At 48.4% G+C, this 22,757-nt stretch carries 20 protein-coding genes; 9 read left to right on the top strand and 11 right to left on the bottom strand.

What is annotated here, in order from left to right:
* The first annotated feature begins 3 nt into the window (after nt 1-3).
* Both nspC and NNX04_RS05470 read left to right on the top strand, forming a co-directional pair.
* Nucleotides 4-1,191 (top strand): carboxynorspermidine decarboxylase, encoded by a 1,188-nt coding sequence (gene nspC / locus NNX04_RS05475; RefSeq protein WP_261947737.1) that lies wholly within the window; start codon nt 4-6, stop codon nt 1,189-1,191.
* Nucleotides 1,192-1,217: 26 nt separating this feature from the next.
* Nucleotides 1,218-1,736 carry an RNA methyltransferase gene (locus tag NNX04_RS05470; RefSeq protein WP_261947736.1) on the top strand — a complete coding sequence of 173 codons (519 nt, stop codon included), beginning with the start codon at nt 1,218-1,220 and terminating at the stop codon, nt 1,734-1,736.
* On the opposite strand, the gene NNX04_RS05465 is transcribed toward NNX04_RS05470, so the two are convergent.
* The 6 genes from NNX04_RS05465 to NNX04_RS05440 form a co-directional block, all read right to left on the bottom strand.
* On the bottom strand, nt 1,726-2,130 hold the full coding sequence (locus NNX04_RS05465; RefSeq protein ID WP_261947735.1) for a hypothetical protein: 405 nt from the start codon (nt 2,128-2,130) through the stop codon (nt 1,726-1,728). The genes NNX04_RS05470 and NNX04_RS05465 overlap by 11 nt on opposite strands.
* A 46-nt stretch (nt 2,131-2,176) precedes the next feature.
* The gene (locus NNX04_RS05460; protein ID WP_261947734.1) at nt 2,177-2,938 is read right to left on the bottom strand and encodes a TSUP family transporter; all 762 of its coding nucleotides are present in this window, start codon (nt 2,936-2,938) and stop codon (nt 2,177-2,179) included.
* A 41-nt stretch (nt 2,939-2,979) separates the two neighbouring features.
* Nucleotides 2,980-3,231, bottom strand: coding sequence for a zf-HC2 domain-containing protein (locus NNX04_RS05455; protein ID WP_007640607.1), 252 nt, complete (start codon nt 3,229-3,231; stop codon nt 2,980-2,982).
* A complete protein-coding gene (locus NNX04_RS05450; protein WP_261947733.1) occupies nt 3,225-3,833 on the bottom strand; it encodes an RNA polymerase sigma factor in 609 nt (202 codons plus the stop codon). Before NNX04_RS05450 ends, NNX04_RS05455 begins: the two co-directional genes overlap by 7 nt.
* Nucleotides 3,834-3,920: 87 nt before the next feature.
* Nucleotides 3,921-4,574, bottom strand: coding sequence for an HvfX family Cu-binding RiPP maturation protein (locus tag NNX04_RS05445; protein ID WP_261947732.1), 654 nt, complete (start codon nt 4,572-4,574; stop codon nt 3,921-3,923).
* Nucleotides 4,575-4,643: 69 nt separating this feature from the next.
* Nucleotides 4,644-5,192, bottom strand: coding sequence for a hypothetical protein (locus tag NNX04_RS05440; RefSeq protein ID WP_151057435.1), 549 nt, complete (start codon nt 5,190-5,192; stop codon nt 4,644-4,646).
* A gap of 321 nt (nt 5,193-5,513) precedes the next feature.
* Here NNX04_RS05440 and NNX04_RS05435 point away from each other — a divergent pair, with 321 nt between their 5' ends.
* The 3 genes from NNX04_RS05435 to NNX04_RS05425 all read left to right on the top strand — a co-directional run bounded on the left by NNX04_RS05435 (nt 5,514) and on the right by NNX04_RS05425 (nt 11,641).
* The gene (locus tag NNX04_RS05435; RefSeq protein ID WP_007640614.1) at nt 5,514-5,711 is read left to right on the top strand and encodes a DUF2788 domain-containing protein; all 198 of its coding nucleotides are present in this window, start codon (nt 5,514-5,516) and stop codon (nt 5,709-5,711) included.
* Nucleotides 5,712-5,773: 62 nt separating this feature from the next.
* Complete coding sequence (locus tag NNX04_RS05430; RefSeq protein ID WP_007640615.1) at nt 5,774-7,963, top strand: response regulator; 2,190 nt, start codon at nt 5,774-5,776, stop codon at nt 7,961-7,963.
* Nucleotides 7,964-8,113: 150 nt separating this feature from the next.
* A complete protein-coding gene (locus NNX04_RS05425; RefSeq protein ID WP_261947731.1) occupies nt 8,114-11,641 on the top strand; it encodes a ThuA domain-containing protein in 3,528 nt (1,175 codons plus the stop codon).
* Between the two features lie 173 nt (nt 11,642-11,814).
* Here the strand turns inward: NNX04_RS05425 and NNX04_RS05420 are convergent, their stop codons facing one another.
* Complete coding sequence (locus NNX04_RS05420) at nt 11,815-13,191, bottom strand: class II fumarate hydratase (RefSeq protein ID WP_261947730.1); 1,377 nt, start codon at nt 13,189-13,191, stop codon at nt 11,815-11,817.
* A gap of 93 nt (nt 13,192-13,284) precedes the next feature.
* Between NNX04_RS05420 and uvrB the strand changes: the two genes are divergently transcribed.
* The 3 genes from uvrB to NNX04_RS05405 all read left to right on the top strand — a co-directional run bounded on the left by uvrB (nt 13,285) and on the right by NNX04_RS05405 (nt 16,506).
* Nucleotides 13,285-15,297 (top strand): excinuclease ABC subunit UvrB, encoded by a 2,013-nt coding sequence (gene uvrB / locus NNX04_RS05415; RefSeq protein WP_261947729.1) that lies wholly within the window; start codon nt 13,285-13,287, stop codon nt 15,295-15,297.
* Nucleotides 15,298-15,379: 82 nt separating this feature from the next.
* On the top strand, nt 15,380-15,817 hold the full coding sequence (locus tag NNX04_RS05410) for a hypothetical protein (protein WP_261947728.1): 438 nt from the start codon (nt 15,380-15,382) through the stop codon (nt 15,815-15,817).
* Nucleotides 15,817-16,506 (top strand): HTTM domain-containing protein, encoded by a 690-nt coding sequence (locus NNX04_RS05405; protein WP_261947727.1) that lies wholly within the window; start codon nt 15,817-15,819, stop codon nt 16,504-16,506. The genes NNX04_RS05410 and NNX04_RS05405 overlap by 1 nt, the downstream gene beginning before the upstream one ends.
* A gap of 51 nt (nt 16,507-16,557) precedes the next feature.
* Here the strand turns inward: NNX04_RS05405 and NNX04_RS05400 are convergent, their stop codons facing one another.
* Nucleotides 16,558-17,643, bottom strand: coding sequence for a Gfo/Idh/MocA family protein (locus NNX04_RS05400; protein ID WP_007640621.1), 1,086 nt, complete (start codon nt 17,641-17,643; stop codon nt 16,558-16,560).
* A 249-nt stretch (nt 17,644-17,892) separates the two neighbouring features.
* Between NNX04_RS05400 and NNX04_RS05395 the strand changes: the two genes are divergently transcribed.
* Nucleotides 17,893-19,347 (top strand): RsmB/NOP family class I SAM-dependent RNA methyltransferase, encoded by a 1,455-nt coding sequence (locus tag NNX04_RS05395; RefSeq protein ID WP_261947726.1) that lies wholly within the window; start codon nt 17,893-17,895, stop codon nt 19,345-19,347.
* Between the two features lie 135 nt (nt 19,348-19,482).
* Here NNX04_RS05395 and NNX04_RS05390 read toward each other — a convergent pair whose 3' ends face one another.
* The 3 genes from NNX04_RS05390 to NNX04_RS05380 all read right to left on the bottom strand — a co-directional run bounded on the left by NNX04_RS05390 (nt 19,483) and on the right by NNX04_RS05380 (nt 22,739).
* Nucleotides 19,483-21,114: an SUMF1/EgtB/PvdO family nonheme iron enzyme gene (locus NNX04_RS05390; RefSeq protein WP_261947725.1), complete on the bottom strand. Its 1,632-nt coding sequence runs from the start codon at nt 21,112-21,114 to the stop codon at nt 19,483-19,485.
* A gap of 72 nt (nt 21,115-21,186) precedes the next feature.
* Nucleotides 21,187-21,804, bottom strand: coding sequence for a serine/threonine-protein kinase (locus NNX04_RS05385; RefSeq protein WP_261947724.1), 618 nt, complete (start codon nt 21,802-21,804; stop codon nt 21,187-21,189).
* A 68-nt stretch (nt 21,805-21,872) separates the two neighbouring features.
* Entirely contained in the window at nt 21,873-22,739 is an 867-nt protein-coding gene (locus NNX04_RS05380) for a PP2C family protein-serine/threonine phosphatase (RefSeq protein WP_261947723.1), read from the bottom strand.
* Between the last annotated feature and the right edge of the window lie 18 nt (nt 22,740-22,757).

Raw genomic sequence — 22,757 nt, 5'->3', positions numbered from 1 at the left:
TCGATGCAGAAACGCGAATATTTCACCCACTTTAATCCAGCTTTGGTTCCATCGCCTTGTTTTGTCATTGATAAATCGGCGGTGGAAGATAATTTAAAAATCCTTAACCGTGTGCAGCGAGAAAGTGGGGCGAAAGTACTGGCTGCATTAAAAGCGTTTTCTTGTTGGCGCTTGGCACCTTTGTTTCGCAAATATCTTTCCGGTAGTTGTGCGAGTGGTTTGCACGAGGCGCGTTTGGGGCGCGAAGAGTTTGGTGGTGAAGTCCATTGTTATTCGGCGGCTTACAAAGAGGCAGATTTGATCGAGATTTTACAAGTCGCTGATCATGTGCTGTTTAATTCATTTTCACAGTGGTCTCGATTTAAATCGCTTGCCTTGGCGGCGCAACAAGCTCGCCCCGAGTTGCAGTTTGGGATTCGTATTAACCCCGAGCATTCCGAAGGGGAGGTCGAGCTTTACGATCCGTGTGCGCCCTGTTCTAGGATGGGGGTTCCCATTGTGCAATTTGAGCAGGCCGTTGCAGATGATCCGTCATTATTGGATGGAATTAGTGGGCTGCATTTTCACACCCTTTGCCAACAGGATTTACCACCGCTGGTGCGCACCTTAACGGCGGTAGAGGAAAAGTTTGGAAAATATTTTTCGCGAATTCAATGGATTAATTTTGGTGGTGGTCATCATATCAGCCGCGAGGATTATCAGGTTGATGACTTAATCGCCGTGATTAAATCGTTTATGGCGCGTCATAAATTGCAGGTTTATTTGGAGCCTGGCGAGGCGGTCGCCATTCGCAGCGGGGTATTGGTCGCGGAAGTGTTGGATATTACCTGGAACACTATGGCGCAGGCGATTCTCGATACCTCCGCTACTTGCCATATGCCTGATGTATTGGAAATGCCTTACCGTGCCGATGTTATTGGGGCGGGTATGCCGAATGAGTTTGCACATAATTATCGCTTGGGTGGTATGACTTGTTTAGCGGGTGATGTGATTGGGGATTATTCATTTGCGCAGCCGCTGCGAGTCGGTCAGCGTTTAATGTTTGATGATATGGCACATTACACCATGGTAAAGACCACTACATTTAACGGTATTAATTTGCCGGCAATTGCCCTGTGGGATTCGCGCACCAATGAGCTAAATATGGTGCGTGAGTTTGACTATGTCGATTTTAAACACCGTCTCTCGTAATACATTTTTAAATAGAGTTCATCACCATGCAAACACCAACAGCCTTTATCGGTTTGGTTAACCCCAAAAGTCCGGCGAATGTCGGCATGATTATGCGCGCGGCTGGTTGTTATGAGGCTAGCGGTGTTTTTTACACCGGTGAACGTTTTGATCGCGCGCGTAAATTTTCTGCCGATACTAAAAATGCCGCCAGTAAAATTTGTTTGCAGCATGTGGAACAGCTTGAAGATGCTGTGCAAACAGGTGCGTTGGCTGAGGGGGCTGTTTTGGTTGCTATTGAATTGATTGAAGGGGCAACACCCTTAATGGATTTTATTCACCCGGAAAATGCCTATTATATTTTTGGCCCGGAAGATGGTTCACTTAAAAAAGATATTATCGAGCAGTGCCAGCATGTTGTTTATATTCCCACCATTGGCTGTATGAATTTGGCAGCAACTGTCAATGTGCTTCTTTATGATCGCATGGCAAAGTCGGGCAGGGCGGTGGTTGATCAGCGCCCCATCGCCGCTAATCGCGATGTTAATAATAAAATCAGGATTTAACGCTTATTACTTCTTCCTGAATCAAATATTTTTCATCAATTTTATTTGGCTCTTGATGTGGAGGCTGTGCTTCTTGTTGAATTGTGTTGGGGCATTTTCCCTGACTTTCCGCCCAATAAAGTGTATTCCCCACCAGTGCAATAGAGCCTGAGACAATCGCGCTGGTAGTCGTGATCAGCGCCGACGATACTGCTGCGCCCATCAATTCCATTTTGCAGCTATGGGTAATACAGTCCACATCGTTGAATATTTGTACTTGCTCTGTGGTGAGTTCAATTTTTTGGGTGGAAACCATGCATTTTGTATCAAAGCTCGCCACTTTTTTAGGTGTGACCACACACGCACTTACAGACGTTGCGAGTAGTGCTATCACAAGGCGGGCGGATAAGTTCATATCGCTCTTCATGTAAATAAATTTCCTTATGCCAAAGCCAAATGCGTTATGCAGCGAGTTGTTTGTACCAATATTGCCCTAACATGAGCAAACAAATACTAACAATGAGGATTCGTAAAACTTTTGGGTTCACTTTAAATAAGTAGTGTGACCCCATCCAGGCGCCGAGCATTTGCCCGACAATCATCGCCAAACCTGCGAGCCACATAATTTGCCCGGCAAAAATAAATACAATTAACGAGGCGATGTTAGTGGCAAAGTTGAGTGGTTTTGCAATGGCGGTAGCGTTAATTAATTCCAGGCCGCGAAAACTCACACCTGCAACAGCTAAAAAAGAACCAGTGCCGGGGCCAAACATACCGTCGTAAACACCTATCGTAGGCACTACCGTTTTTTGATACAGGCTGGCAGTCATTCTTGGTTCAGACGATTCGAGTTTTAAGTAGGGCGCTGCAATAAAATAAATCGCGATAATAACCAGTACTAGCGGGATCATAAACCCCAATACTCTGGTATCGATAAATTGTACTATTACTGTTCCCAGCACCGAACCCATAAAGGCGGCGATCATCATAGGTCGCAATTCTTGCCAGTGTATTTTTTTGCGTTTGAATAAGAGAAAACTCGACGTTCCTGAGCCAAAACAACTCTGCAATTTATTCGTGCCTAGCGCGGCCAATGGTGGTACGCCAGATACAACCAGCGCGGGAATCGTAATGAGCCCGCCACCACCTGCCAAGGTGTCCATAAAACCGGCAATTGCGGCGGCGATAAATAAAAACATCAATGTTTCTACTGCAAAATCCAAATGCTACTCCTTGGGTAAGTTGAATTCGAATGGTAGCAATTTTAGTCCGCTGATGATCCCGCTTTAATCTGCGCCTTTACTTTTTGCAGAATTTTTTCCGCATCGGCTATGGCTTCAGTATTGGGTGCCTCAGCTACTAAGCCTGCGCTGACCTTACGTGTTATGTCCAGGTGTTTTACAAAGCGACGGCAATTGGCACACATAAGCAAATGCAAACGTATTTGCCATTTTAATGGAGTATTGTTTTCGAGATAGTCGCTGGCCAAACTGGCGACTTGTTTACAACTCAACATGTGCCGGTCTCCTGATAGCGATCAATAACTTGCATGAGAGTGAGGCGGGCGCGATGTACCAGTACCCGCGCGTTGGCAGCGCTTACATTGAGCAGGCTGCAAATATCTTCAAACGATTGCTGCTCTACATCGCGCAGAATAAACGCGGTTTTTTGTGTGTGCGGCAACAGAGTTAAGGTTTTGGCAATACAGCGCTGCAGTTGTTTTTCTTCCAGTAGTGCCTCGGGTGATTCATTGTTCCAACGCGGTGTCGGTTGCGCCCAATGACCATTAGTTTGAAAGTGGCTGCCATCCAAATAACTGCCGGGTGTGTCGCCATCCAGTTGTTCCAGTGAAACCTGACGCGATTCTTTGCGCAAACGCGCTTTGGCTTGATTGCTCACAATTGTCATGAGCCAGGTTTTTAAAGAGGAGCGACGCTCAAAGCCGGCGATATTTTTATACACGGAAACCCAGGCCTCCTGAACTACTTCATCCGCAAACGCATCGCCGATAATAGCGCGGGCAATATTGAGCATCAGCGAATGGTGTTGGGCGATAAGCTGGCGAAATGCACTATCTTCACCTGCAATCAATTGCTTGATGAGCAGGCCTTCATCCATGAGTTTGCGTTCCTGATTCTTGCTTGTGGCATTGCACCATGGTGGATTTTCCGTAGATAAAAGTCGGTTCAAGCTTATCATTCGCTTTTATCTGGGCGCAGTATTTGTTGCCATTTTTTTTAAAAAATAACCCTTTTTTAAAGACCAGTGGTACAGCCAATAATCCAAGCTGTGGTATTTGCCACCACCCATCGCCACTAATGCCAACAACATAAGTAGATAAGTAGTGGCAAATTCAATGCCGTTATTCAGAATGACAAACTTACCACTGGCAGTGAGCCATTCGTAATTGCCATGGGTTTGCAGAATTTGTTGCGCACGTTCCAGTTTTTCTGTTGCAGCAACTACTTGCTCGTTGGCAAAGGGGGCTTGTGCATCGGCAATTGCTTGCCAGCCGTTGTCCCAGTGAACGGCAAAAATAGCAACCAACATGGTGGCTATGAGTGGAATGCTGATTAAGCGAGTACATAAACCAAGCGTTAATAACGCGGCACCTGCCAGTTCTGTTGTGGTAGCGAGTACAGCCATCAGCCAGGGTAAAGGAAGCCCAAGGCCCCAGTCGCTATTGCCAAACCAGGTGACGGTATCTTCAAATGCGCTGAGTTTATTCATCCCTGCCATCCAAAATACCGGCGCGAGATACAGGCGCAAACCGAGTGAAGCAAGACTACTGCTGCCCTGAATCACAGGGGCTAGTGCATAGTCAAAACAAGAATCTATTTTGCTGAGAGATAAAAACATACAAGCACCTATAACTAATCCTGCGTTATAGATGCTTTAGCGTGATATTTGTTACATGCCTGGATGCATTTAATTGGTTGCTGGTTGTTGCGCATCGGGTATTTGTTGGTTGATGGCATCATTAATAGTGCTGTCTATTTTATTTTTTTGTTCTTGTTTTACATTATCAATAGTCGAATCTAGTTTTTTATCCAGCGCTTCCCCCATAGCCTCAGCAGGAGCGTTCAGGGTTTTTTGAATCTCCTGTGCTTTACTGTAGGCATTTTGCAATTCTTGCGGAAACACCGGCGTAATCGCTTCTTTAGCACCAGCGATCTGCTCAGAAAAAATTTCTGATTTGCCATCTTTAATCAGCATTACTGCCATCTGGTTAGTTTGCGAATTCCACACCAGGCCGGCCTTATCCGTGACAGCTTGTACTTGGGAGGGCGCATAGCGCGAGGCAACATAAAATAATGCGCCTTCCTGTTGGATCTCCTGCGCGGTGCGTAGCAATTTCATGGTGGGTTCGTATTTATCACCAAGAATGGCAGTCATGCGGTCCTTGATAATAGGCGCTTCAAAAAAGTTGACTTCATTCGGGTCAAAACCCACTAAGGGTTTTAGAAATGACCACATAAGCTTGCTTTGCAATTGATTACCTATAAGCAATGAAGACACACAGGCTGATAAGCACAAACTAATAAGCAGGGCGGCAATAATTTTGGAGATGCGCATTAAAGTACCTAAATGAAGTTCAAGGAAATAGATAGGGTGCCTGACGGGGGCGATATAAAAGGGTGGCTATTGTGCGCCCGCGTCTATTTTCGGGCAAGTCGTGCCGGTTATCAGCGGTGATAAAGCGGCATTAGCGGCGATTAACGCTAAACTTGGCAGAGGCTTTTCGCTACAATGGCGCCCCTGCGAAATTCCGCTTACTAGACCCGGATTTAACCGATTATGACGCTTGAGCAACTTGAAACCTGGGGTATGTACCTCTGTGGTGGTGGGCTAATCCTGTTTATGTTTTTTATTGTGTGGGATCTGGCCAAAAAATCCAAAGCCGGTAAGTTTGGTACCTTTGTACTCTTTGGGGTGTTGGGTTTTGCCATCATGGTTTTTGTGATTAAAGAAGTGTTTGTTCATATTCTTGGCTAGAGGGTGATTTTCGCTTACCGCCGGAATATCCCCCAGTTCACGCACACCCAGTTGGATACACTATGTTTCATTTTTTTGTTCCCGCCACCAAGGTTCAGAAAGACCGCGCCATCATGCGCGAGACCGATGCGCGGGTGGCCAAATACAGCCGCCGTGGGCTTATCCTTAATTTCATTGTGTTTGTGTTGTGCCTGGCGTTTGGCAACTTTCAAGAAAAAGAACACAACCTGGCGATAGTGCTGGTGACCGGTTTGCTACTGGTGACGCTGGTGCGCAGTTACTACTTGTTCCGCTTTGATAGCCTCTATGCTCGCGCACCCGCACGCTGGCGTAACCAATATTTTTTCGCCTCCTGTCTGGGTGCTGCCTGGTGGAGTTTTATTCTGGTCACCCTGACCTGGGTGCAGGGCATGCGCGGTGAAACATTGGTGATGTGGCTTTATTCAGTGGTGTTCTATTCCAGTGTTGCCAATGTGTTTGCGCCTTACACCCGCTTTTTGAGTATCTACCTCGCCATCGGCCAAGTGCCAGCCGCGATTACCGCGATTATGTTGGGAACGGCGGAAGGTGTGCTTTACGGCTGTATCATGCTGACGTTTTACATCATGTTGGCGCATCAGGGGAAGGTTACATCCCTAGCTTACTGGGAGCGGCTTGAGGCGCACTTTTCATTACGTGAACGCGCCCAGGGCTTGGAAAACGAGAAGCGTAGCTCACAGGCGCAGATTGAATTAAAAAATGAATTTTTGGTAAATCTCGGGCAGGAAATTCGCTCCTCTATTAGCGATGTGATGAGTACCTTGTCTTTAATTGATGACAGCCAGTTATCCGAACATCATCGTGAGTTGTTGATGATGGCCAATAAGGCAACAGGGCGACAAATCGATCTAGTAAATAATGTCGTCGACTTTTCAAAAATCACCACTAAAACTCTGGTGCTCGATGAAGTTGAGTTTGATTTGCGCCGGGTGCTGGAAAAATTTGTGCAGGATTTCGCGCTGGATGCACACCAACAAGGCGTAGAACTCTATTACAGCTTTGACCCAGCCATGCCACTGCGAGTGCGCGGCGATGCCGCACGCTTGAATCAAATTCTGGCGACGCTGCTTAATCACACACTCAAAGCCAGTCGGATTGAACATGTATTTATCGAAGCGCGTTTTCATCAGGATCAGGATGATCTGGGCGAATTACAAGTAGTGATTAGCGATAGCGAAAAGAATGTGAATGCAGATCAGGACGCTGAATCACGGGAAAGTAATTATCGCGGTATTGGTCTGTCCATTTGTAAGGGGTTGGCGGAATGTATGGGCGGCAGTATTCACCTGCGCGAAAATAAAAATCGCGGCAATCGCATTTTTATTAATGTTGCGTTGCAAGTGGTATCCCATGAGGATCGTCGTTTTGGTTCCGAGCAAAAACTGCGTGGCAAACGCGCGCTACTGGTGGATCTACCAGACCATAATGGCAATGTATTAGCCGATGAAATTAACGCGTGGGGCATGACGACAGCGATAGTCGCAGGTCAGGAGCAAGCAATTACCAAGTTGCGCGAGCAGGCTAATGCAGGAGCACCGTTTGATTTGGTGCTGATTTTTACCAAGCTCAATAATATGAATGGTTTGGCGCTCTCCCGTGAAATTACCCATCAACCGGATGTTGCGGGGGTTAAACAAATTATTGCAATGAGTATTTTGCAGAGCGATAGCCCGGAAATGAAACTCCATTTGCGCTCCAACCCGCAAGTGAGTGTGATTGAAAAACCCATTATGCGCCGCCGCTTGCACGATGTTGCTGTGCAAAAACTATTGAACCCGGGCGGTGAAGATGAGCGGAAAACTTCTGCGCAAGAATCCGTTGGTTTAGCGGTAGTGCCCAGAGTATTGCTGGTGGAAGATCACCGCGTTGATCAAATGGTAATTAGTGCGATGCTGAAAAAATTAGGCTGCTACGTGCAAGTTGCCCAGAATGGCCTTGAGGCCGTTGAAATTGTTACCAAAGAGCGATTCGATTTGATCCTTATGGATTACGACATGAAGGAACAGGACAGCATAACTGCCACCGAAAAGATTCGTCAGTATGAGCACAATACCCACAGCATGCATCATTTACCCATTGTGGCCGTAACCTCCACCCAGACTGAAACGGATCAAGAGGTGTATTTGTCGGCGGGTATGGATGATCACATCACCAAACCGATTCGTTACGACGAGTTGGAGGAGCGGTTACAGCGCTGGCTGGAGAAATCTTGAGTGATTCGCTAAGAAGCGTTTACAAGCGTAAACCCCTACGCAATACCTAAAAGTCACTGTTACAATAAGTGGCTTTTTTTTTGCTCCTCAACAACGACACACCCACAAAACAGCCCCGATAAAAACGTATTTCTATAAATAGGCAGGTCTATGATTCGTTTATTTTCATCTATAAAGCATTTTCCATTAGTTGTGGCGCTCGGTTTGGCGTCCGCACTTTTCCTACAAGCCTGTAGCGATCAATCTTCAGCGCCCAATTCTGCGCCCGACAAAAATACTGTGCAGCCACCTGCCGAGGTAACCAGCCTCACGGGCGCTCATGTGTTGGTGTTTAGCAAAACCAATGGCTGGCGCCACGATTCCATTCCCGCCGGCATTGAGGCATTAAAAAAACTGGCCAGTGAAAATAATTTCACTGTGCTTGCAACGGAAGATTCAGCATTGTTTAACGATGCGGAGCTGGCGAAGTTCAACGCGGTGGTATTTTTAAATACCACCAGCGATGTATTGAACGAGCAACAAGAGTTAGCCATGGAGCGCTACATTCAGGCGGGTGGCGGTTTCGTGGGAATCCATGCGGCGACCGATACTGAATCGGGTGGCGATTGGTTTTGGTATCGCAACCTGGTTGGCGCCGTGTTTAAAAATCACCCCAGCGTGCCGAGCAATGTGCAATTGGCGCGTGTTGATATCACCAATAAAAATCATGAATCCACCAAGGCATTACCTGATCACTTTGAGATAAATGACGAGTGGTACAACTTCCGCGACATGTACGAGTTTATTAATGTGCTCGCCAAGGTGGATGAATCTACCTATCAAGGCGGTGAGCATGGCCACGATCATCCCATTTCCTGGTATCACGAATATGACGGTGGTCGCTCGTTTTATACTGGCTTGGGGCATACCGCGGAAACTTTTTCTAATGCGCACTTTATACAGCATTTGTTAGGTGGCATTCGTTATTCGGTAGGGTTGAATTATCGCGAAGGCTCAGCACCGCAATTGGATTACAGTAAGTCGCGCCCGGAAAATAATCGCTTTGTTAAAAAGACCTTAATCGAAAATTTAAACGAGCCGGTCAAGTTTGATTTCTTCCCCAATGGCGATGCGCTTATCGCCTTGCGCCCCGGTATGTTTACCCGTGTTGATTATAAAACGGGTGCCGCACATGACGCGGGAACTATTGCGGTTGAGTACAACAAGATCCAGGAGTGGGGTTTAATCGGTGTAGCCATTGACCCGGATTTTTCGCGCACTAATTGGGTTTATGTCGCTTTTAATGTGAAAGACGAGCAAAACAATTTTTACCAAAAATTATCGCGTTTTGAGTGGCGCAATAATCAGGTAGATACCAGCACCGAAAAGGAAATTTTGCGCTACGGCATAGACAACAACTGCTGTCATACCGGTGGCGATTTGCAGTTTGGCAATAACGGCGAGTTATTCTTTTCTACGGGCGACAATACCAATCCCCATGATCAGGATGGTTATGCGCCGCTGGATTTTCGCCCGGACATGAAAAAGAATGATGGCTTACGCGCTCCCGGTAATACTCAGGATTTGCGCGGTAAAGTTTTGCGCATTAAGCCTAACGCAGACGGCACCTATGACATTCCCGCCGGTAATTTATTTACCGATGCCAACCAAGGTCGCCCGGAAATTTATGTGATGGGCGCGCGCAACCCCTACAGTATTACCTTCGATAAAAAAACTAATACCTTGTTTTACGGCGATGTAGGCCCTGATGCAAACGTTGATTCGGAGGAAAAAGGTCCCCGTGGTTACGATGAAGTTAATCGTGTGACTGCGGCAGGAAATTTTGGCTGGCCGCTGGTGATTGGTCAAAATCGTCCTTACAAAATGTTTGATTACATCAATCAAAAAGGTGGTGAAACGGCTGATGTCAATGCGCCGATGAATGTGTCTGCACTCAATACCGGTGCAAAACAATTGCCACCGGCACAGCCTGCGTTTATTGCTTACCCCTATGCCGCTTCAGAAATATTCCCTGAGTTGGGTGTGGGTGGGCGCACCGCGTTGGTTGCTGATGTTTACCGTGCAAATGATTATCCGGAATCGGTAAATCGCTATCCGGCTTACTACAACAACAAATTATTTATTGCAGATTTTATGCGCGCTTGGGTGAAGGCAGTGACTTTTGATGAGCAGGGGCGTATTCAAAAAATTGAGCCTTTTGCTCCGCAAATTAGTTATGCCTTACCAATTGATACCCGTTTTTCGCCAGACGGTACGCTCTACGTATTGGAGTACGGCATGTCCTGGTTTACCGGTAACCCGGATGCACGCTTGGCGCGCATTGAATATGTGGGTGCTGGTAATCGTCCACCCTTAGCTGTGATTACTTTGAATAAAAACCAGGCTGGTTTACCCGCACAAATTCAAGCATCCGCTGCTGAATCAACTGATTTGGATGGCGATGCAATTCGCTACCAATGGACACTGACCTGCGCCAACGATGCTTGTGCGAGTAAGGATTTAGGTAATGCCCGTGACCTGGAGCTGCCGTTTTCCGAGGCGGGAACTTTTACGCTGAGTTTGCAGATCACTGATATTCATGGCGCGACTGCAACCGCCAGCCAGCAATTGGAAATTGGTAATGAACCGGCCAGTATCGAATTGGTTTCCGCGCAAAATAAATCCTTCTTCTGGGGCGACACCAGTAGTTTTGCTTATCAATTAGCGATTAATGACTTGGAAGATGGTGCTATAAAAACCATCACTAACAATAATCCTAATGTGCAACTCCGTTATAGCGCTGCACAACAAGCGGGTGCACAAGGGCATCAACTGGCTAGCATTAGCGATCAAGCAAAAAATTTACTCGATGCGAATAATTGTTTAAGTTGCCACAAACTGGATGAAAAAGTTGTAGGCCCGGCATTGCGTGAAGTTGCCAAAAAATATCAGGACGATCCTAATGCTATGGCTTATTTGGTGAAAAAAATTGGCAATGGCGGCAGCGGTGTATGGGGTGAGATGAACATGCCTGCGTTCTCTGGCTTGGGCGAAGCAGACCTGAAAGTCTTGGCGACTTATATATTGTCACTCAATAAAGAAGAGGCGGCTGTAGCATCCTTACCCTTGGCAGGAAAGTTGTCGCTCAATGCGCACCAGGCAACTCAGCAGCGCTTATTGGATAACACACCCTTTGTGGCCCAAGGCGAAGCCTATTCATTGGCGGTGAGTTATAGCGATAAACCCGTTAACGGAATGCCGGCTATTGCGGTGAATAAAACCTTTTCACTTATCCCGCATCGGGTTGACCTTGACAGTGTGTTTGATGGCGCGCGCGCGAGTAAAGATGTTAAACGCCATACCTTTCGTGAAATTAAAACAATTCAAATGCCTGCGACCACTGACTGGTCTGGTTTTGCATTGGGCAGTTTTGATTTAACGCAGATTAAGTCGCTACAAGTAGGCGCTTTTTTCTTTAAAGAAGCGGCTGCCTGGCAATTTGAATTGCGTCGTAATAATGCAGAGGGCGAGGTGATTGCTGCTGGTGTTCTTTCATCTGGCGCAGAACTCAAAACCTATCAGCGCAGCACTATTGCAGTAACGCCGACTTCGGGGTTTAGTGAATTGTATTTGCAACTCAAAGTGGAAAATAAAACCTCTGGCGAATTGTCGTTGCAGGATATTAGTTTTGAAAAATAATTCTTAACAAGAATTTATCACTACTCATTTTTTAAAGAGATCGCCCACGGAAGGGCTCCGTAATAGCCTCTGAGACACGCCGTAAACCCATCCATGGGGGCTTGTCGTCGACATCCTGTCTCCCACAGTCTCAGAGGCTATTACGAATCCCTTCCTTTGATTTAACCTTTCGATTACAACCCGCCACGCGTTAATTTTTCGGGGTTTAGCAATTGCTCTAATTGCTCCCGACTTAATCCACTCTGCTCCTGCGCAACATCAATAATCGCACGCCCTTCGGCATAAGCCTGTTTGGCGATAGCCGCTGCTTTCTCATAACCGATTAATGGATTTAAGGCCGTTACCAGAATCGGATTTTGTGCCAGCGCTTTTTCGATGCTAGTGTGATTAACCGTGAAAGTCGCAATCGTTTTATCGGCCAACTCATTGCAAGCGTTACTCAGCAATTCAATCGACTGCAATAGGTTGTAAGCAATCAGCGGCAACATCACATTCAATTGAAAGTTTCCCGATTGTCCGGCAATGCCAATACTCACGTCGTTGCCCATCACTTGTGCGCACACCATACACACGGCTTCAGGAATAACCGGGTTTACTTTGCCGGGCATAATCGATGAGCCAGGTTGCAGCGGTTTTAAATTAATTTCGCCAATGCCCGCGAGTGGGCCGGAGTTCATCCAACGTAAATCGTTGGCGATTTTCATCAGGCTCACGGCGAGGGTTTTTAACTGACCGGAAATTGCTACAGCGGTGTCTTGCGCGCTCATTAAGGCAAAAAAATTATCGCCGGGCATAAAAATTAAACCCGTCGCTTCGGATAAATACTCAGTCACTTTACTGGCAAATTCCGGGTGTGCATTAATGCCAGTACCTACTGCGGTGCCACCTTGTGCCAAGCGCAGCAACTGCGGCAGCGCCATTTGTAAACGCACATAATTGCTTTCAATTTGACTGGCCCAGCCTTCCAATTCCTGGCCAAAGGTCAGGGGCATGGCATCCATTAAATGGGTGCGGCCGGTTTTCACTACCTCGTGTAACGCTTCCGCTTTACCGAGCAGACTGGTGTGCAGTTCTTCCAGCGCAGGGAAAAGTTGCTGTTTAAGGGCGAGGGCGGCGCTGACGTGAATGGCGCTGGGAATCACATCATTACTGCTTTGGCTCATGTTTACCTGGTCATTGGCGTGCACCTTCTGCCCGGCCAAATCGCTGGCGATATGGGCAATCACTTCATTTACATTCATGTTGGTGCTGGTGCCAGAGCCGGTTTGGAATACATCTACCGGGAACTGGTCTACGTAATGCCCCGCAAGGATACTGTCGCACGCTGCCGCAATTGCCCAGGCAATGTCGCTATCGAGCAACCCGAGCTCCTGATTGGCCAGTGCCGCCGCTTTTTTGATGTGCACCACGGCGTGAATAAAGCGCGGGGGCAGTGTGAGGCTGCTAATAGCAAAATTATCCAGTGCGCGTTGGGTTTGGGCGCCATAGAGCGCGGTTTTAGGGACTTGAACCTCACCCATGCTGTCGTGCTCGGTGCGGAACTCGCTCATAGAAACCTCCTTCATTGGATTCATGACATAAATGAATCCTGATCCCGATCAGTTTTAGTTACAATCACTTTTTTAATTCATTATTGAGTTCTTATGTCCAAGCAATTTGTCGTTAATAGTGAATTCGCCCCCGCCGGGGATCAGCCCACCGCCATCGCCGGCTTGGTGCAGGGGATAGAGGCTGGGCTATCGCACCAGACCCTGCTGGGGGTTACCGGTTCCGGCAAAACCTTCACCATCGCCAATGTGATTGCGCAAGTGCAGCGCCCCACGCTGATTATGGCGCACAACAAAACCCTGGCCGCGCAGTTGTATGGGGAGTTCAAAGAATTCTTTCCCAACAATGCGGTGGAATATTTTGTTTCCTATTACGATTATTACCAACCCGAAGCCTATGTGCCGTCCTCCGATACCTTTATTGAAAAGGATTCAGCGGTAAACGAGCATATTGAGCAGATGCGCTTGTCAGCCACCAAAGCGCTGCTGGAGCGGAAGGACGCGATTATTATCGCCTCAGTATCAGCCATTTATGGTTTGGGCGACCCGGACGCTTACATGAAAATGTTGTTGCACGTGGTACGCGGTGACAAAATTGATCAGCGCCAAATTTTGCGCCGCCTTGCTGAATTGCAATACACCCGTAACGATATGGATTTTGCGCGTGCGACTTATCGTGTGCGCGGCGAAGTGATTGATATCTATCCTGCTGATTCTGATATTGAAGCGGTGCGCATTGAGTTATTTGATGATGAAGTCGAGCAAATTTCTATTTTTGATCCGCTCACCGGTGAGGTGCTGCAAAAAGTTCCGCGTTTTACTATTTATCCAAAATCCCACTACGTGACTCCGCGCGAGCAAATTCTGGAAGCGATTGAAAATATCAAAGAAGAATTGCGTACCCGTCTGGAATATCTGCGTGAAAATAATAAATTGGTAGAAGCGCAGCGCTTGGAGCAGCGCACCCGCTACGATTTGGAAATGATGCAAGAGTTAGGTTACTGCAACGGCATCGAAAACTATTCGCGCTACTTATCCGGCCGTAACTCCGGCGAAGCTCCTCCCACCTTGTTTGATTATTTGCCGCAAGACGCGTTGCTTGTTATCGATGAAAGCCATGTGACCATTCCGCAAATTGGTGCTATGTACAAGGGCGACCGCTCGCGTAAAGAAACACTGGTGGAATACGGTTTCCGTTTGCCCTCGGCACTGGATAACCGCCCCATGCGTTTTGATGAGTGGGAGCACATAGCCCCGCAAATGATTATGGTGTCGGCAACACCCGGAAAATACGAAGAAGAGAAGCAAGGGCAGGTCGTTGAACAGGTGGTTCGCCCCACCGGTTTGATCGACCCGGAAATTGAAATTCGCCCGGCCACAACACAAGTGGATGATGTGCTCTCTGAAATTCGCCTGCGCGTGGAAAAAGGGGATCGTGTATTAATTACGGTACTCACCAAGCGCATGGCGGAAGATTTAACTGAATACCTCGCTGAGCACGGCGTACGCATCCGTTATTTACACTCGGATATTGATACCGTCGAACGCGTAGAAATTATTCGCGATCTACGCTTGGGTCAATTTGATGTGTTGGTGGGTATCAACCTGCTGCGTGAAGGTTTGGATATGCCAGAGGTGTCACTGGTTGCGATTTTAGATGCAGATAAAGAAGGCTTTTTGCGTTCAGATCGCTCCCTTATCCAAACCATCGGCCGCGCTGCGCGTAACGTCAATGGTAAGGCGATTCTCTACGCTGATCGGATTACCGGTTCTATGGAGCGAGCGATTGAAGAAACAGATCGCCGTCGCGAAAAACAAGTTGCGCACAACCTTAAACACGGTATCACTCCTAAAGGTATCAACAAAAGTATCGCCGATATTTTGGAAAGCTCAGTCGCCCCCGGTGCTGGCGGCCGCAGCGCGCGCAATAAAGCCATGGCAATTGCCGAGCGTACCGGTAAATACACGGTGGATGTCAATCCAAAGGATATTTGGAAAACCATCGAGCTAATGGAAAAACAAATGTTCCAAGCCGCGAAAGATCTGGAGTTTGAAGTGGCCGCAAAACTGCGCGATGAGATTGAGAAGTTAAAACATAAAGCGGTTTGATTTTTTGTAATTATGCAGTAGAGGGCGCAATTTATTGCGCCCTTTTCATTTGATTGTGTGACCTATAACAATCGAGATTCGGATGATAAAACTTTTATTCCCCATTCTTTTTCCCTCCTGGCGCTTCTTCAGCAGTATCGGCCCGTCGCCGCGTATTGATGTGGCATTTATCGCGGAAAAAAATGCTGAGCCACAAGCATGGTTGCCGTTTAGATCTTTACCTGAGCAAGTGGGGTTTGCTGCGGGTGTGCAGCGCTTATTGCACAACCCGATATGGAATGAACGCTTGTATATCAACACTTGTGCAGAGCATTTGTTTGAAGGCCCTTCTGATTTTTATGCGCAGGAAATTGGTGTGCGTTTGGTTAATGCGGTATTCAATAGGGAAATGAATGTTGATGACGCCTCCCAATATCTGGTGTTTCGTATTCGCGCTATAGAATTTGACGCGGGGCAGGTGCGTGATGAGGTTGTATTTATCTCCCAACCTTTTTTATTGCAAGCGGCAGGCGGTAGGTAATGACACTGGAATTAGCCGTTCGTTTGGCGGAGATTATCTTGGGCTTCGCAATTTTTCAGCAAAGCCTGGAATTTATGCGCGGTTTAGCAGCGGAAAAAACACTTGGGTTAATTCGCGCGTGTTTGGCAATCTTATTGATGTTGGGTTTGCAGCCGTTACTGGTTGAATCGGCATTGCTGGTGACTGCATTAATATTTGTCACGCGCTACCAAGGGCCTTACAACGGTGGCAGCGATACCATGACTTTGTTGGTACTGCTGTGTTTATGGTTGTCACACCTGGCACCGACCCGTTATTGGCAAGAAATCGCACTGGGTTATTTAGCGTTGCAATTAATGCTGTCTTATTTTCAATCTGGTTGGGTCAAAGTTATTAATGCCCAGTGGCGTAGCGGTGTTGCCTTGCAGCAGGTATTTGCGCTGAGTGCTTATCCGGTGAGTGAACGAGTGCGATTGTGGGCGCAGCGGCCGCAAGTGTTATGGGTTATGTCCTGGGGGATAATTATTTTTGAACTGATTTTTCCGCTGGCCTTGCTGAATCAAACGATATTAATTATTGCGCTGGTGATTGCCGCCTTATTTCATTTGGTTAATGCGTGTTTGTTTGGTTTGAATCGTTTTTTTTGGATCTGGCCTGCCGCTTATCCGGTCATTATTTGGTTTCAGGCGCGCGTAGCAGAGGTGTTTTGATTTCAACTGAAAACACACTCCCGCATTAATCACGGGAGTGTGCATTTCGCGTTATAGCACAATGCGTTTGGCTTCTTTTGCTGCTTTAAAAATCGCTTCTACGATAATTATATCTTTCATGCCTTCTTCGCCGGGAACCAATACGGGTGAGTTGTTGATAATGGCGAGCGCGTCGTTATCCATTTGGCGCGCTTGTTGATTCTCAGGTGCAGGCGGCAGGATGATGCCATCGCTGGTGCTGCCTTTTACGCCGCTGTAGGATTGAAACGGTTTTAATTCGTACCAACCCTTTGCGCATTCCGCTCGTAATTGATTCATGCTTTGTGCGTAGCTGGTGGCGCACACAGCGCGTGCACCGCTGGCAAATTCCAATTCAAAGCGCGTTGTTTCATCCACATTTTTATACACTTCGGTGGTGCTGCTCATAGTCGCGGAGGTAACGGCGATGGGTTCTTCACCGGCGGTGTAGCGTGCAGCATTGAGAGGGTATACACCCATGTCATACATGGCACCGCCACCCATTGCCGGGTCGGCGCGCCACGAATGGCTGGCACCTGTGCCGTTGTAACCCGCTTCCGCAATAATGGTTTTAATATCGCCGTAAGGTTTTTGTTTGGCGAGTTGAATAATGCGCTGCGTATTTGGCTCGTGTTGCATGCGATAGCCAATGGTCAACTGCACTTTATTTTTTTTGCAGACAGCAATCATGTCCTGGCATTCTTGTTCATTCATCGCCATGGGCTTTTCACACCACACGTGTTTGCCTGCATTTGCAGCGATTTCAGTAAATTTTTTGTGGGTGCCGGTAGGGGTTACAACGTAGACCACATCGATATCCGGGTTGTTGGCCAGTTGATGCATATTGTCGTAGTTGTAGACGTTGTAATCGGCAATACGATAATTTTTTTGCCACTGTGGAATTTTTCCCGGTGAGCCGGTCACTATGCCAGCGAGATAACAGTGTTTAGTCATTTGCAGGGCTGGTGCGAGTAAATCGCGGCTGTAGTAGCCCAGCCCTACCAGTGCAACACCTATGCGCTTGCGAGCAAGATTGTTGCCAAAAACGTTGGGGGCGCCGGCGATAAGGCCCATCGCACCCAGGCTTTTTAAGAGTTGGCGACGTGAAACCTGATTCATTCTAATTACCTCAATTTTTTACGCACCGGCTCTGGCAGATGAGCCGCTATTCATCATGTAGTTGTAATCGCCATTGCCGCAGGGTGCAAACCGATAAACAAAAAATTACCTGCATTTACTTTGCTGACGGTTTTCAGCGCAGCAGCGCAAGGTCAGTGCAGTCAAAAAGCAGGCTAAATAGGACGTTGGCTGGTAGAATGGCGCTCTTTTTTCGATCTTTCCGATCCTGATCTTATCGCTGGCGCCCTTATGCAAAACCCTACTGAACACAACACCGTTTCCCCCCACAACTCCACCGTCACTGTGCAATACGAAGATTCTCGCCTGGTGCCGCTGTGGCGTGCATGGCTTGAAGTGGCGGGCACAATGCCGCTGGATAAGTGGATAAAAACGAGTGTGCGCCAGTTTGCCCACTCAGGCCCCACCTCAATGCCTGAGTACGATGAGATTAAAAAGCACAACAAATTTAAACCGACAAAAACCCAGGCTGACCATGCAAATGCAGAAGCAATTGATACGGCATCTTTAAGTTTGGCGATGTTTTCGGCGCTGCGTTTTCAACAATTGGCCTCGGGGTTGGAGTTTGCTTATCGTGCAAGTCTGCAAAACCCGGAACATGTGATGGATTGGAGCGAATGGGATGCTGGCTGGCAAGCCCGTGATTTACAGGGCATTGCCCCCGTCGCGTTCTGGTACTGGATTCAGTTGCGTGTAAATGGTGATCAACCGAAAAAAAATCAGGCGCAATTGCGCGATGCCGAAGCGCGCCGCAGTTTTTTCAAGAAGGTAATGGCCGAGGCAACATTTGCCAATTTGCCAGTATTGTTGCTCTGGCAGGGGCTGCGCCCGCAGTGGAGTGAGTTGCTCAAGGCGCGCCAACAGGCAAGTGGTTGGAGCGATAAAACGCTGGAGGATTTTATTGCCCAGCAGATAAGTACTCCACCGCTGTGGTTGCGTGTGCAAAAAAATGCTTCCGCCGAAGCGGTTTATAACAGCCTGCAACAACAAGGTGTGAAGGTGTCGCTAAGTGAGCAGGGCCTAGCCGCACAGGGTGGTGTGGGCATTCATACGACCGACGCCTACAAAAACGGCTTGGTGGAAATTCAGGATTTAGCCAGTCAACAAATTGCTGCTACAGTTGGCGCCAAGCCGGGGCAAAAAGTATGGGATGCTTGTGCGGGCGCCGGAGGAAAAACCCTCGCGATTGCCGCGCAAATGAATAACAAAGGCGCAGTATTTGCGACCGATTTACATGCCTACAAATTGGATGAATTAAAACGTCGCGCCAAACGGGCGGATGTATTTAATGTGCGTGTTTTCACCTGGGAGGGCAGTGAGCCTTTGCGTTTGCCAAAAGAGGCGGCGCAGCAACAGGGTTTTGATTGGGTATTGATTGACGCACCCTGCAGCTCCGCCGGAACCTGGCGCCGCAACCCGGATGCCCGCTGGCGTTTTGATCCCGCCGATACCCGCGAGCTGGTGCATTTGCAGCAGCAATTGCTGACCAATGCGGCACCGGCGGTACGTGTGGGTGGGCGCTTGGTATATGCTACTTGCAGTTGGCAAGTGAGTGAAAATGAACAACAAGTAGAATGGTTTTTAGCGCAGCACCCGCAGTTTGCGCTGGAGTCGCAAAAAATACTGGGCGCACCAGCAATAGATTCCGACACTATGTTTGTGGCGGTATTGATTCGGCAGTCGTAGCCCGGTCTCATCGTTAGCACCACTATCGCTTGTGGCAGTTAAGCTTGAGTAAAAAAGCCCTTGGTGATTTATCACCAAGGGCTTTTTTGTGGAGAGATTTTTACGACGTTATTTTTTAACAGGGTTGGTGATTATTTATAAATCCATCACCACACGAAAGCCAAGGTGGGCATCAAAAATTTCTGCGTGATGATAATCGCGTTTGTGGCTGGCTAATTCATCGGCATTGTCTTTCGCCGAGCCGCCGCGTACTACGCGCGCATCGCAACTTTTTACTAGCAAGGCCTGACCGTTTTTCGGGTGCAGGTTGTAGTTATCCGCAAAACAATCTTCCACCCACTCAGCGACATTACCGGCGGTGTCGTAAATACCAAAACCGTTGGCAGGGTAGGTGCCGACCGGCGCTGTTTTTGCACCAAATAAACCGGAAAATTTACTGTTGCACCCGCGACGACAGTTGGCACGACCAGCGGCATCTTTCGCGTCGTTGCCCCACCAAAATAAAGTGTTGGTTTCGGCGCGGGCAACGTATTCCCATTCAGCTTCGGTAGGCAGGCGATATTTTTTGCCCGTGGTTTCACTGAGCCAGCGTGCATAAGCGCGTGCGTCTTCAAAGCTGACATTAATCACGGGGCGATTGCCGCGCCCCCAGCGATTGTCATTCGGCAGTGCGCGATTGGTGGTCTGCGCAAAAATATCGTAATCGTCAAACGTGATTTCGTATTTGCTCATCGCAATATTTTTGCCGATGGTAACTTTATGTACTGGCATCGCCAGAATATCGTCTTTATGGCCCATCAAAAAACTGCCCGTGGGGATGCGCACCATTTCCGGCCCCTGGCTTTTAATCGCGGCAACCAGCTGGCTGCTCATGGCTTCGCCCGGTTTTAAACTTTCGCTGAGTGTATAGGCGGGCGATAAATCCTGATCGCTAATTTCAACCCAGTTGCGTTGCATGTCATAGCCGGGGTGGCTGACTTCAATGTGATAGGTGCCGGGCGGTAATTGCATGCCGGGTTCGTAACGCTCGGGAATATTCAGCACCCTGACTCGCGCTTGTGCAGGTACGGTTTTCACATGCAGTGCATAGGTGATGATCGGTGCACTGCTTGCCGCTTCACTGGTTGTCGCTGCGTTCATATCGATAGCGGCCATCTGGCTGCCATCCGCAGTGTTTTCACTTACAACTACAGGTGCCGCGTTTGGCGTATTTACCACCGCGCTGTTAGCCGTGTTGTTAACAGGCAATACAGGATTTGTTGCTGCATCTTTTTGCAGCGTAAGCGTTTGTTCAGGGGCTTGTTCCTGCACGGTTTTATCGCCATCAGTAAACCAAAAGCCAAGACCGATAAGCGCAATTATCACCACCGCGATACCGGTGACTTTTTTGTAGGTTTGTTGCTTGCCATCGACAGCAGCATGAACACGGGTAACCACTTGCGTGCGCTGTGAATGTATTGGCGCGTGACCCTCGTTGAAAAAAATCTCGGTAATTTTAGTGGATGGGCGCACATAAAAACCGCGCTCCGGGTTCCAGCGCAAGGCACGCACTTTATTCAAGCGCCAGCGCAACGCATTAAGGGTTGCACTGAGCAACGCGCCAGCCAACGCGATGACGGTAAGATCAGTAGGATGCACATTACTGGTAAGTGGTACGTGGTGATTTTTTTCCAGCTCTTCAATAGCTTGAATTAAATCGCGCCCGCGTTGAAAGCGCTGCTCCGGGTCTTTGGCGAGCAGCTTGTCCAGAATTTTTTGGTAAGCCAAATATTGCAGAGGTAATTTTGGAATTGGCGCGCTGATATGTTTGAGCGCGATGGTGACTGCCTCTTCGCCCTGCTAGGGCAGGCTACCAGTGAGCATTTCGTAAAACACCACGCCGAGGCTGTATAAATCCGAGCGACCATCGACGCTGTTACCTTTGGTTTGTTCCGGGCTCATGTAGTGAGGTGTACCCACCACTGTACCGACATGAGTCATGCGTGAATTTACTGCGAGACCCCGTGCCACACCAAAGTCCGACAATACGGCGGAGTTGTCGGTACGGAATAAAATATTTTCCGGTTTTATATCGCGGTGGACATAACCTTTTTCGTGCGCGTGATCCAGCGCGCTGGCTACTTCGCGGATAATGCGCAGTACTTCCTCGCCATTAAGGCCGGTTGTCATGCGATCGTGTACCGAGCCGTTGGGCAGGTAATCCATGGCGATGTAATTTAAATCTTCATGGCGACCTATATCGTAGATCGCCACGATATTTGGGTGCGACAGCTGACCAACAATAGTGGCTTCGCGCTGGAAGCGCTCGCTGAAGGCTGGGTCGCTATTGAGTTGCGGATTCATCACTTTTAACGCAACAACACGCCCCACGCTGATTTGAATCGCGAGGTAAACAGTGGACATGCCACCCTGATTTATTTTTCTTACCACCCGGTAACCGGGAATTTGCAGCGCCATAACAACAGGTATCTATAGACAAAGGTTGGGTTATCAAACAGTTCAATGGTCGGAATTTCTCTCCACCATTAAGTTAATACAACATAGACCAGTAGCCCCAAGAGTGAGACAAGTGACGCGCCAAAAATCCAGGCATCCCGTTTTAGGTTGCCGGTCAAATGGGGCACAAACTGCCACAGCCCATTGCCCTGGTCAGCGGGCCCCAAGGGCGATTCAATAATTTGCAGGGTGATATTATCGCGCCCGCCGTTGGTGAGTGCTGCGTGCATCAGCTGATCCACCGCAGCAACGCAATCGCTGGCGTCACAGAGAATTTGTGCGATGGTTTTGTCATTTACCTCGTCGGTCAATCCATCGCTGCACAGCAATACCCACTGGTTTTCCTGCCATTGATTTTCAAGGTGATCCACTTTCACCTGCGCTAATTCCTGCATGCCTAAACATTGGGTGATGATATTTTTTTCCGGGTGAAACTCTGCATCTTCGGCGCGAATTGCCCCGCTTTCTACCAGCATTTGCACATAGGAGTGGTCTGTACTTAATTGCTCCAGACGCCCGCCCTCGCGGCTTGGCGTCCAGAGGTAGGCATGGCTATCGCCAACCCAGGCGATTTGATAGCGCTGATCCTGGCTTTTCAGCGCCACTACGGTTGAACCCATGCCCGGCACACCTATGCCTTGTTTGGCCGAATTGATGATACTGAGATGGGCTTGTTGGATGGCATCGAGCAGGGAGAGGTGGGGATTATTGCGCGTGTTGCGCTCAATAGTGTCGCGCACCAGCGCGCTAGCAACTTCACCGGCTTCATGCCCTCCCATGCCATCGGCCACCAGCCATAGGCCCTGTTCCGGCTTGCTGAGAAAGCAGTCTTCGTTGTTGCTGCGCGTTAAGCCCGGGTGGGATGCGGCGCTGTAGTCAAGCGGCTTTATGGTCATAGGTTGGGGTCAGCGTCA

The sequence above is a fragment of the Cellvibrio sp. QJXJ genome, assembly GCF_024452345.1.
Lineage (GTDB): Bacteria > Pseudomonadota > Gammaproteobacteria > Pseudomonadales > Cellvibrionaceae > Cellvibrio.
Note: the sequence above shows the minus strand (reverse complement) of the source record. Positions and strands in the feature narration are given on the sequence as shown.

Excerpts from the sequence above, each read along its gene's own strand:
- NNX04_RS05435 (WP_007640614.1), top strand. The coding sequence starts at position 5,514 with ATGACGCTTGAGCAACTTGAAACCTGGGGTATGTACCTCTGTGGTGGT.
- NNX04_RS05430 (WP_007640615.1), top strand. The coding sequence starts at position 5,774 with ATGTTTCATTTTTTTGTTCCCGCCACCAAGGTTCAGAAAGACCGCGCC.
- NNX04_RS05470 (WP_261947736.1), top strand. The coding sequence starts at position 1,218 with ATGCAAACACCAACAGCCTTTATCGGTTTGGTTAACCCCAAAAGTCCG.
- uvrB (WP_261947729.1), top strand. The coding sequence starts at position 13,285 with ATGTCCAAGCAATTTGTCGTTAATAGTGAATTCGCCCCCGCCGGGGAT.
- NNX04_RS05445 (WP_261947732.1), bottom strand. The coding sequence starts at position 4,574 with ATGTTTTTATCTCTCAGCAAAATAGATTCTTGTTTTGACTATGCACTA.
- nspC (WP_261947737.1), top strand. The coding sequence starts at position 4 with ATGCAGAAACGCGAATATTTCACCCACTTTAATCCAGCTTTGGTTCCA.
- NNX04_RS05380 (WP_261947723.1), bottom strand. The coding sequence starts at position 22,739 with ATGACCATAAAGCCGCTTGACTACAGCGCCGCATCCCACCCGGGCTTA.
- NNX04_RS05420 (WP_261947730.1), bottom strand. The coding sequence starts at position 13,191 with ATGAGCGAGTTCCGCACCGAGCACGACAGCATGGGTGAGGTTCAAGTC.
- NNX04_RS05395 (WP_261947726.1), top strand. The coding sequence starts at position 17,893 with ATGCAAAACCCTACTGAACACAACACCGTTTCCCCCCACAACTCCACC.
- NNX04_RS05400 (WP_007640621.1), bottom strand. The coding sequence starts at position 17,643 with ATGAATCAGGTTTCACGTCGCCAACTCTTAAAAAGCCTGGGTGCGATG.
- NNX04_RS05440 (WP_151057435.1), bottom strand. The coding sequence starts at position 5,192 with ATGTGGTCATTTCTAAAACCCTTAGTGGGTTTTGACCCGAATGAAGTC.
- NNX04_RS05385 (WP_261947724.1), bottom strand. The coding sequence starts at position 21,804 with ATGGCGCTGCAAATTCCCGGTTACCGGGTGGTAAGAAAAATAAATCAG.
- NNX04_RS05450 (WP_261947733.1), bottom strand. The coding sequence starts at position 3,833 with ATGGATGAAGGCCTGCTCATCAAGCAATTGATTGCAGGTGAAGATAGT.
- NNX04_RS05410 (WP_261947728.1), top strand. The coding sequence starts at position 15,380 with ATGATAAAACTTTTATTCCCCATTCTTTTTCCCTCCTGGCGCTTCTTC.
- NNX04_RS05465 (WP_261947735.1), bottom strand. The coding sequence starts at position 2,130 with ATGAACTTATCCGCCCGCCTTGTGATAGCACTACTCGCAACGTCTGTA.
- NNX04_RS05455 (WP_007640607.1), bottom strand. The coding sequence starts at position 3,231 with ATGTTGAGTTGTAAACAAGTCGCCAGTTTGGCCAGCGACTATCTCGAA.
- NNX04_RS05405 (WP_261947727.1), top strand. The coding sequence starts at position 15,817 with ATGACACTGGAATTAGCCGTTCGTTTGGCGGAGATTATCTTGGGCTTC.
- NNX04_RS05425 (WP_261947731.1), top strand. The coding sequence starts at position 8,114 with ATGATTCGTTTATTTTCATCTATAAAGCATTTTCCATTAGTTGTGGCG.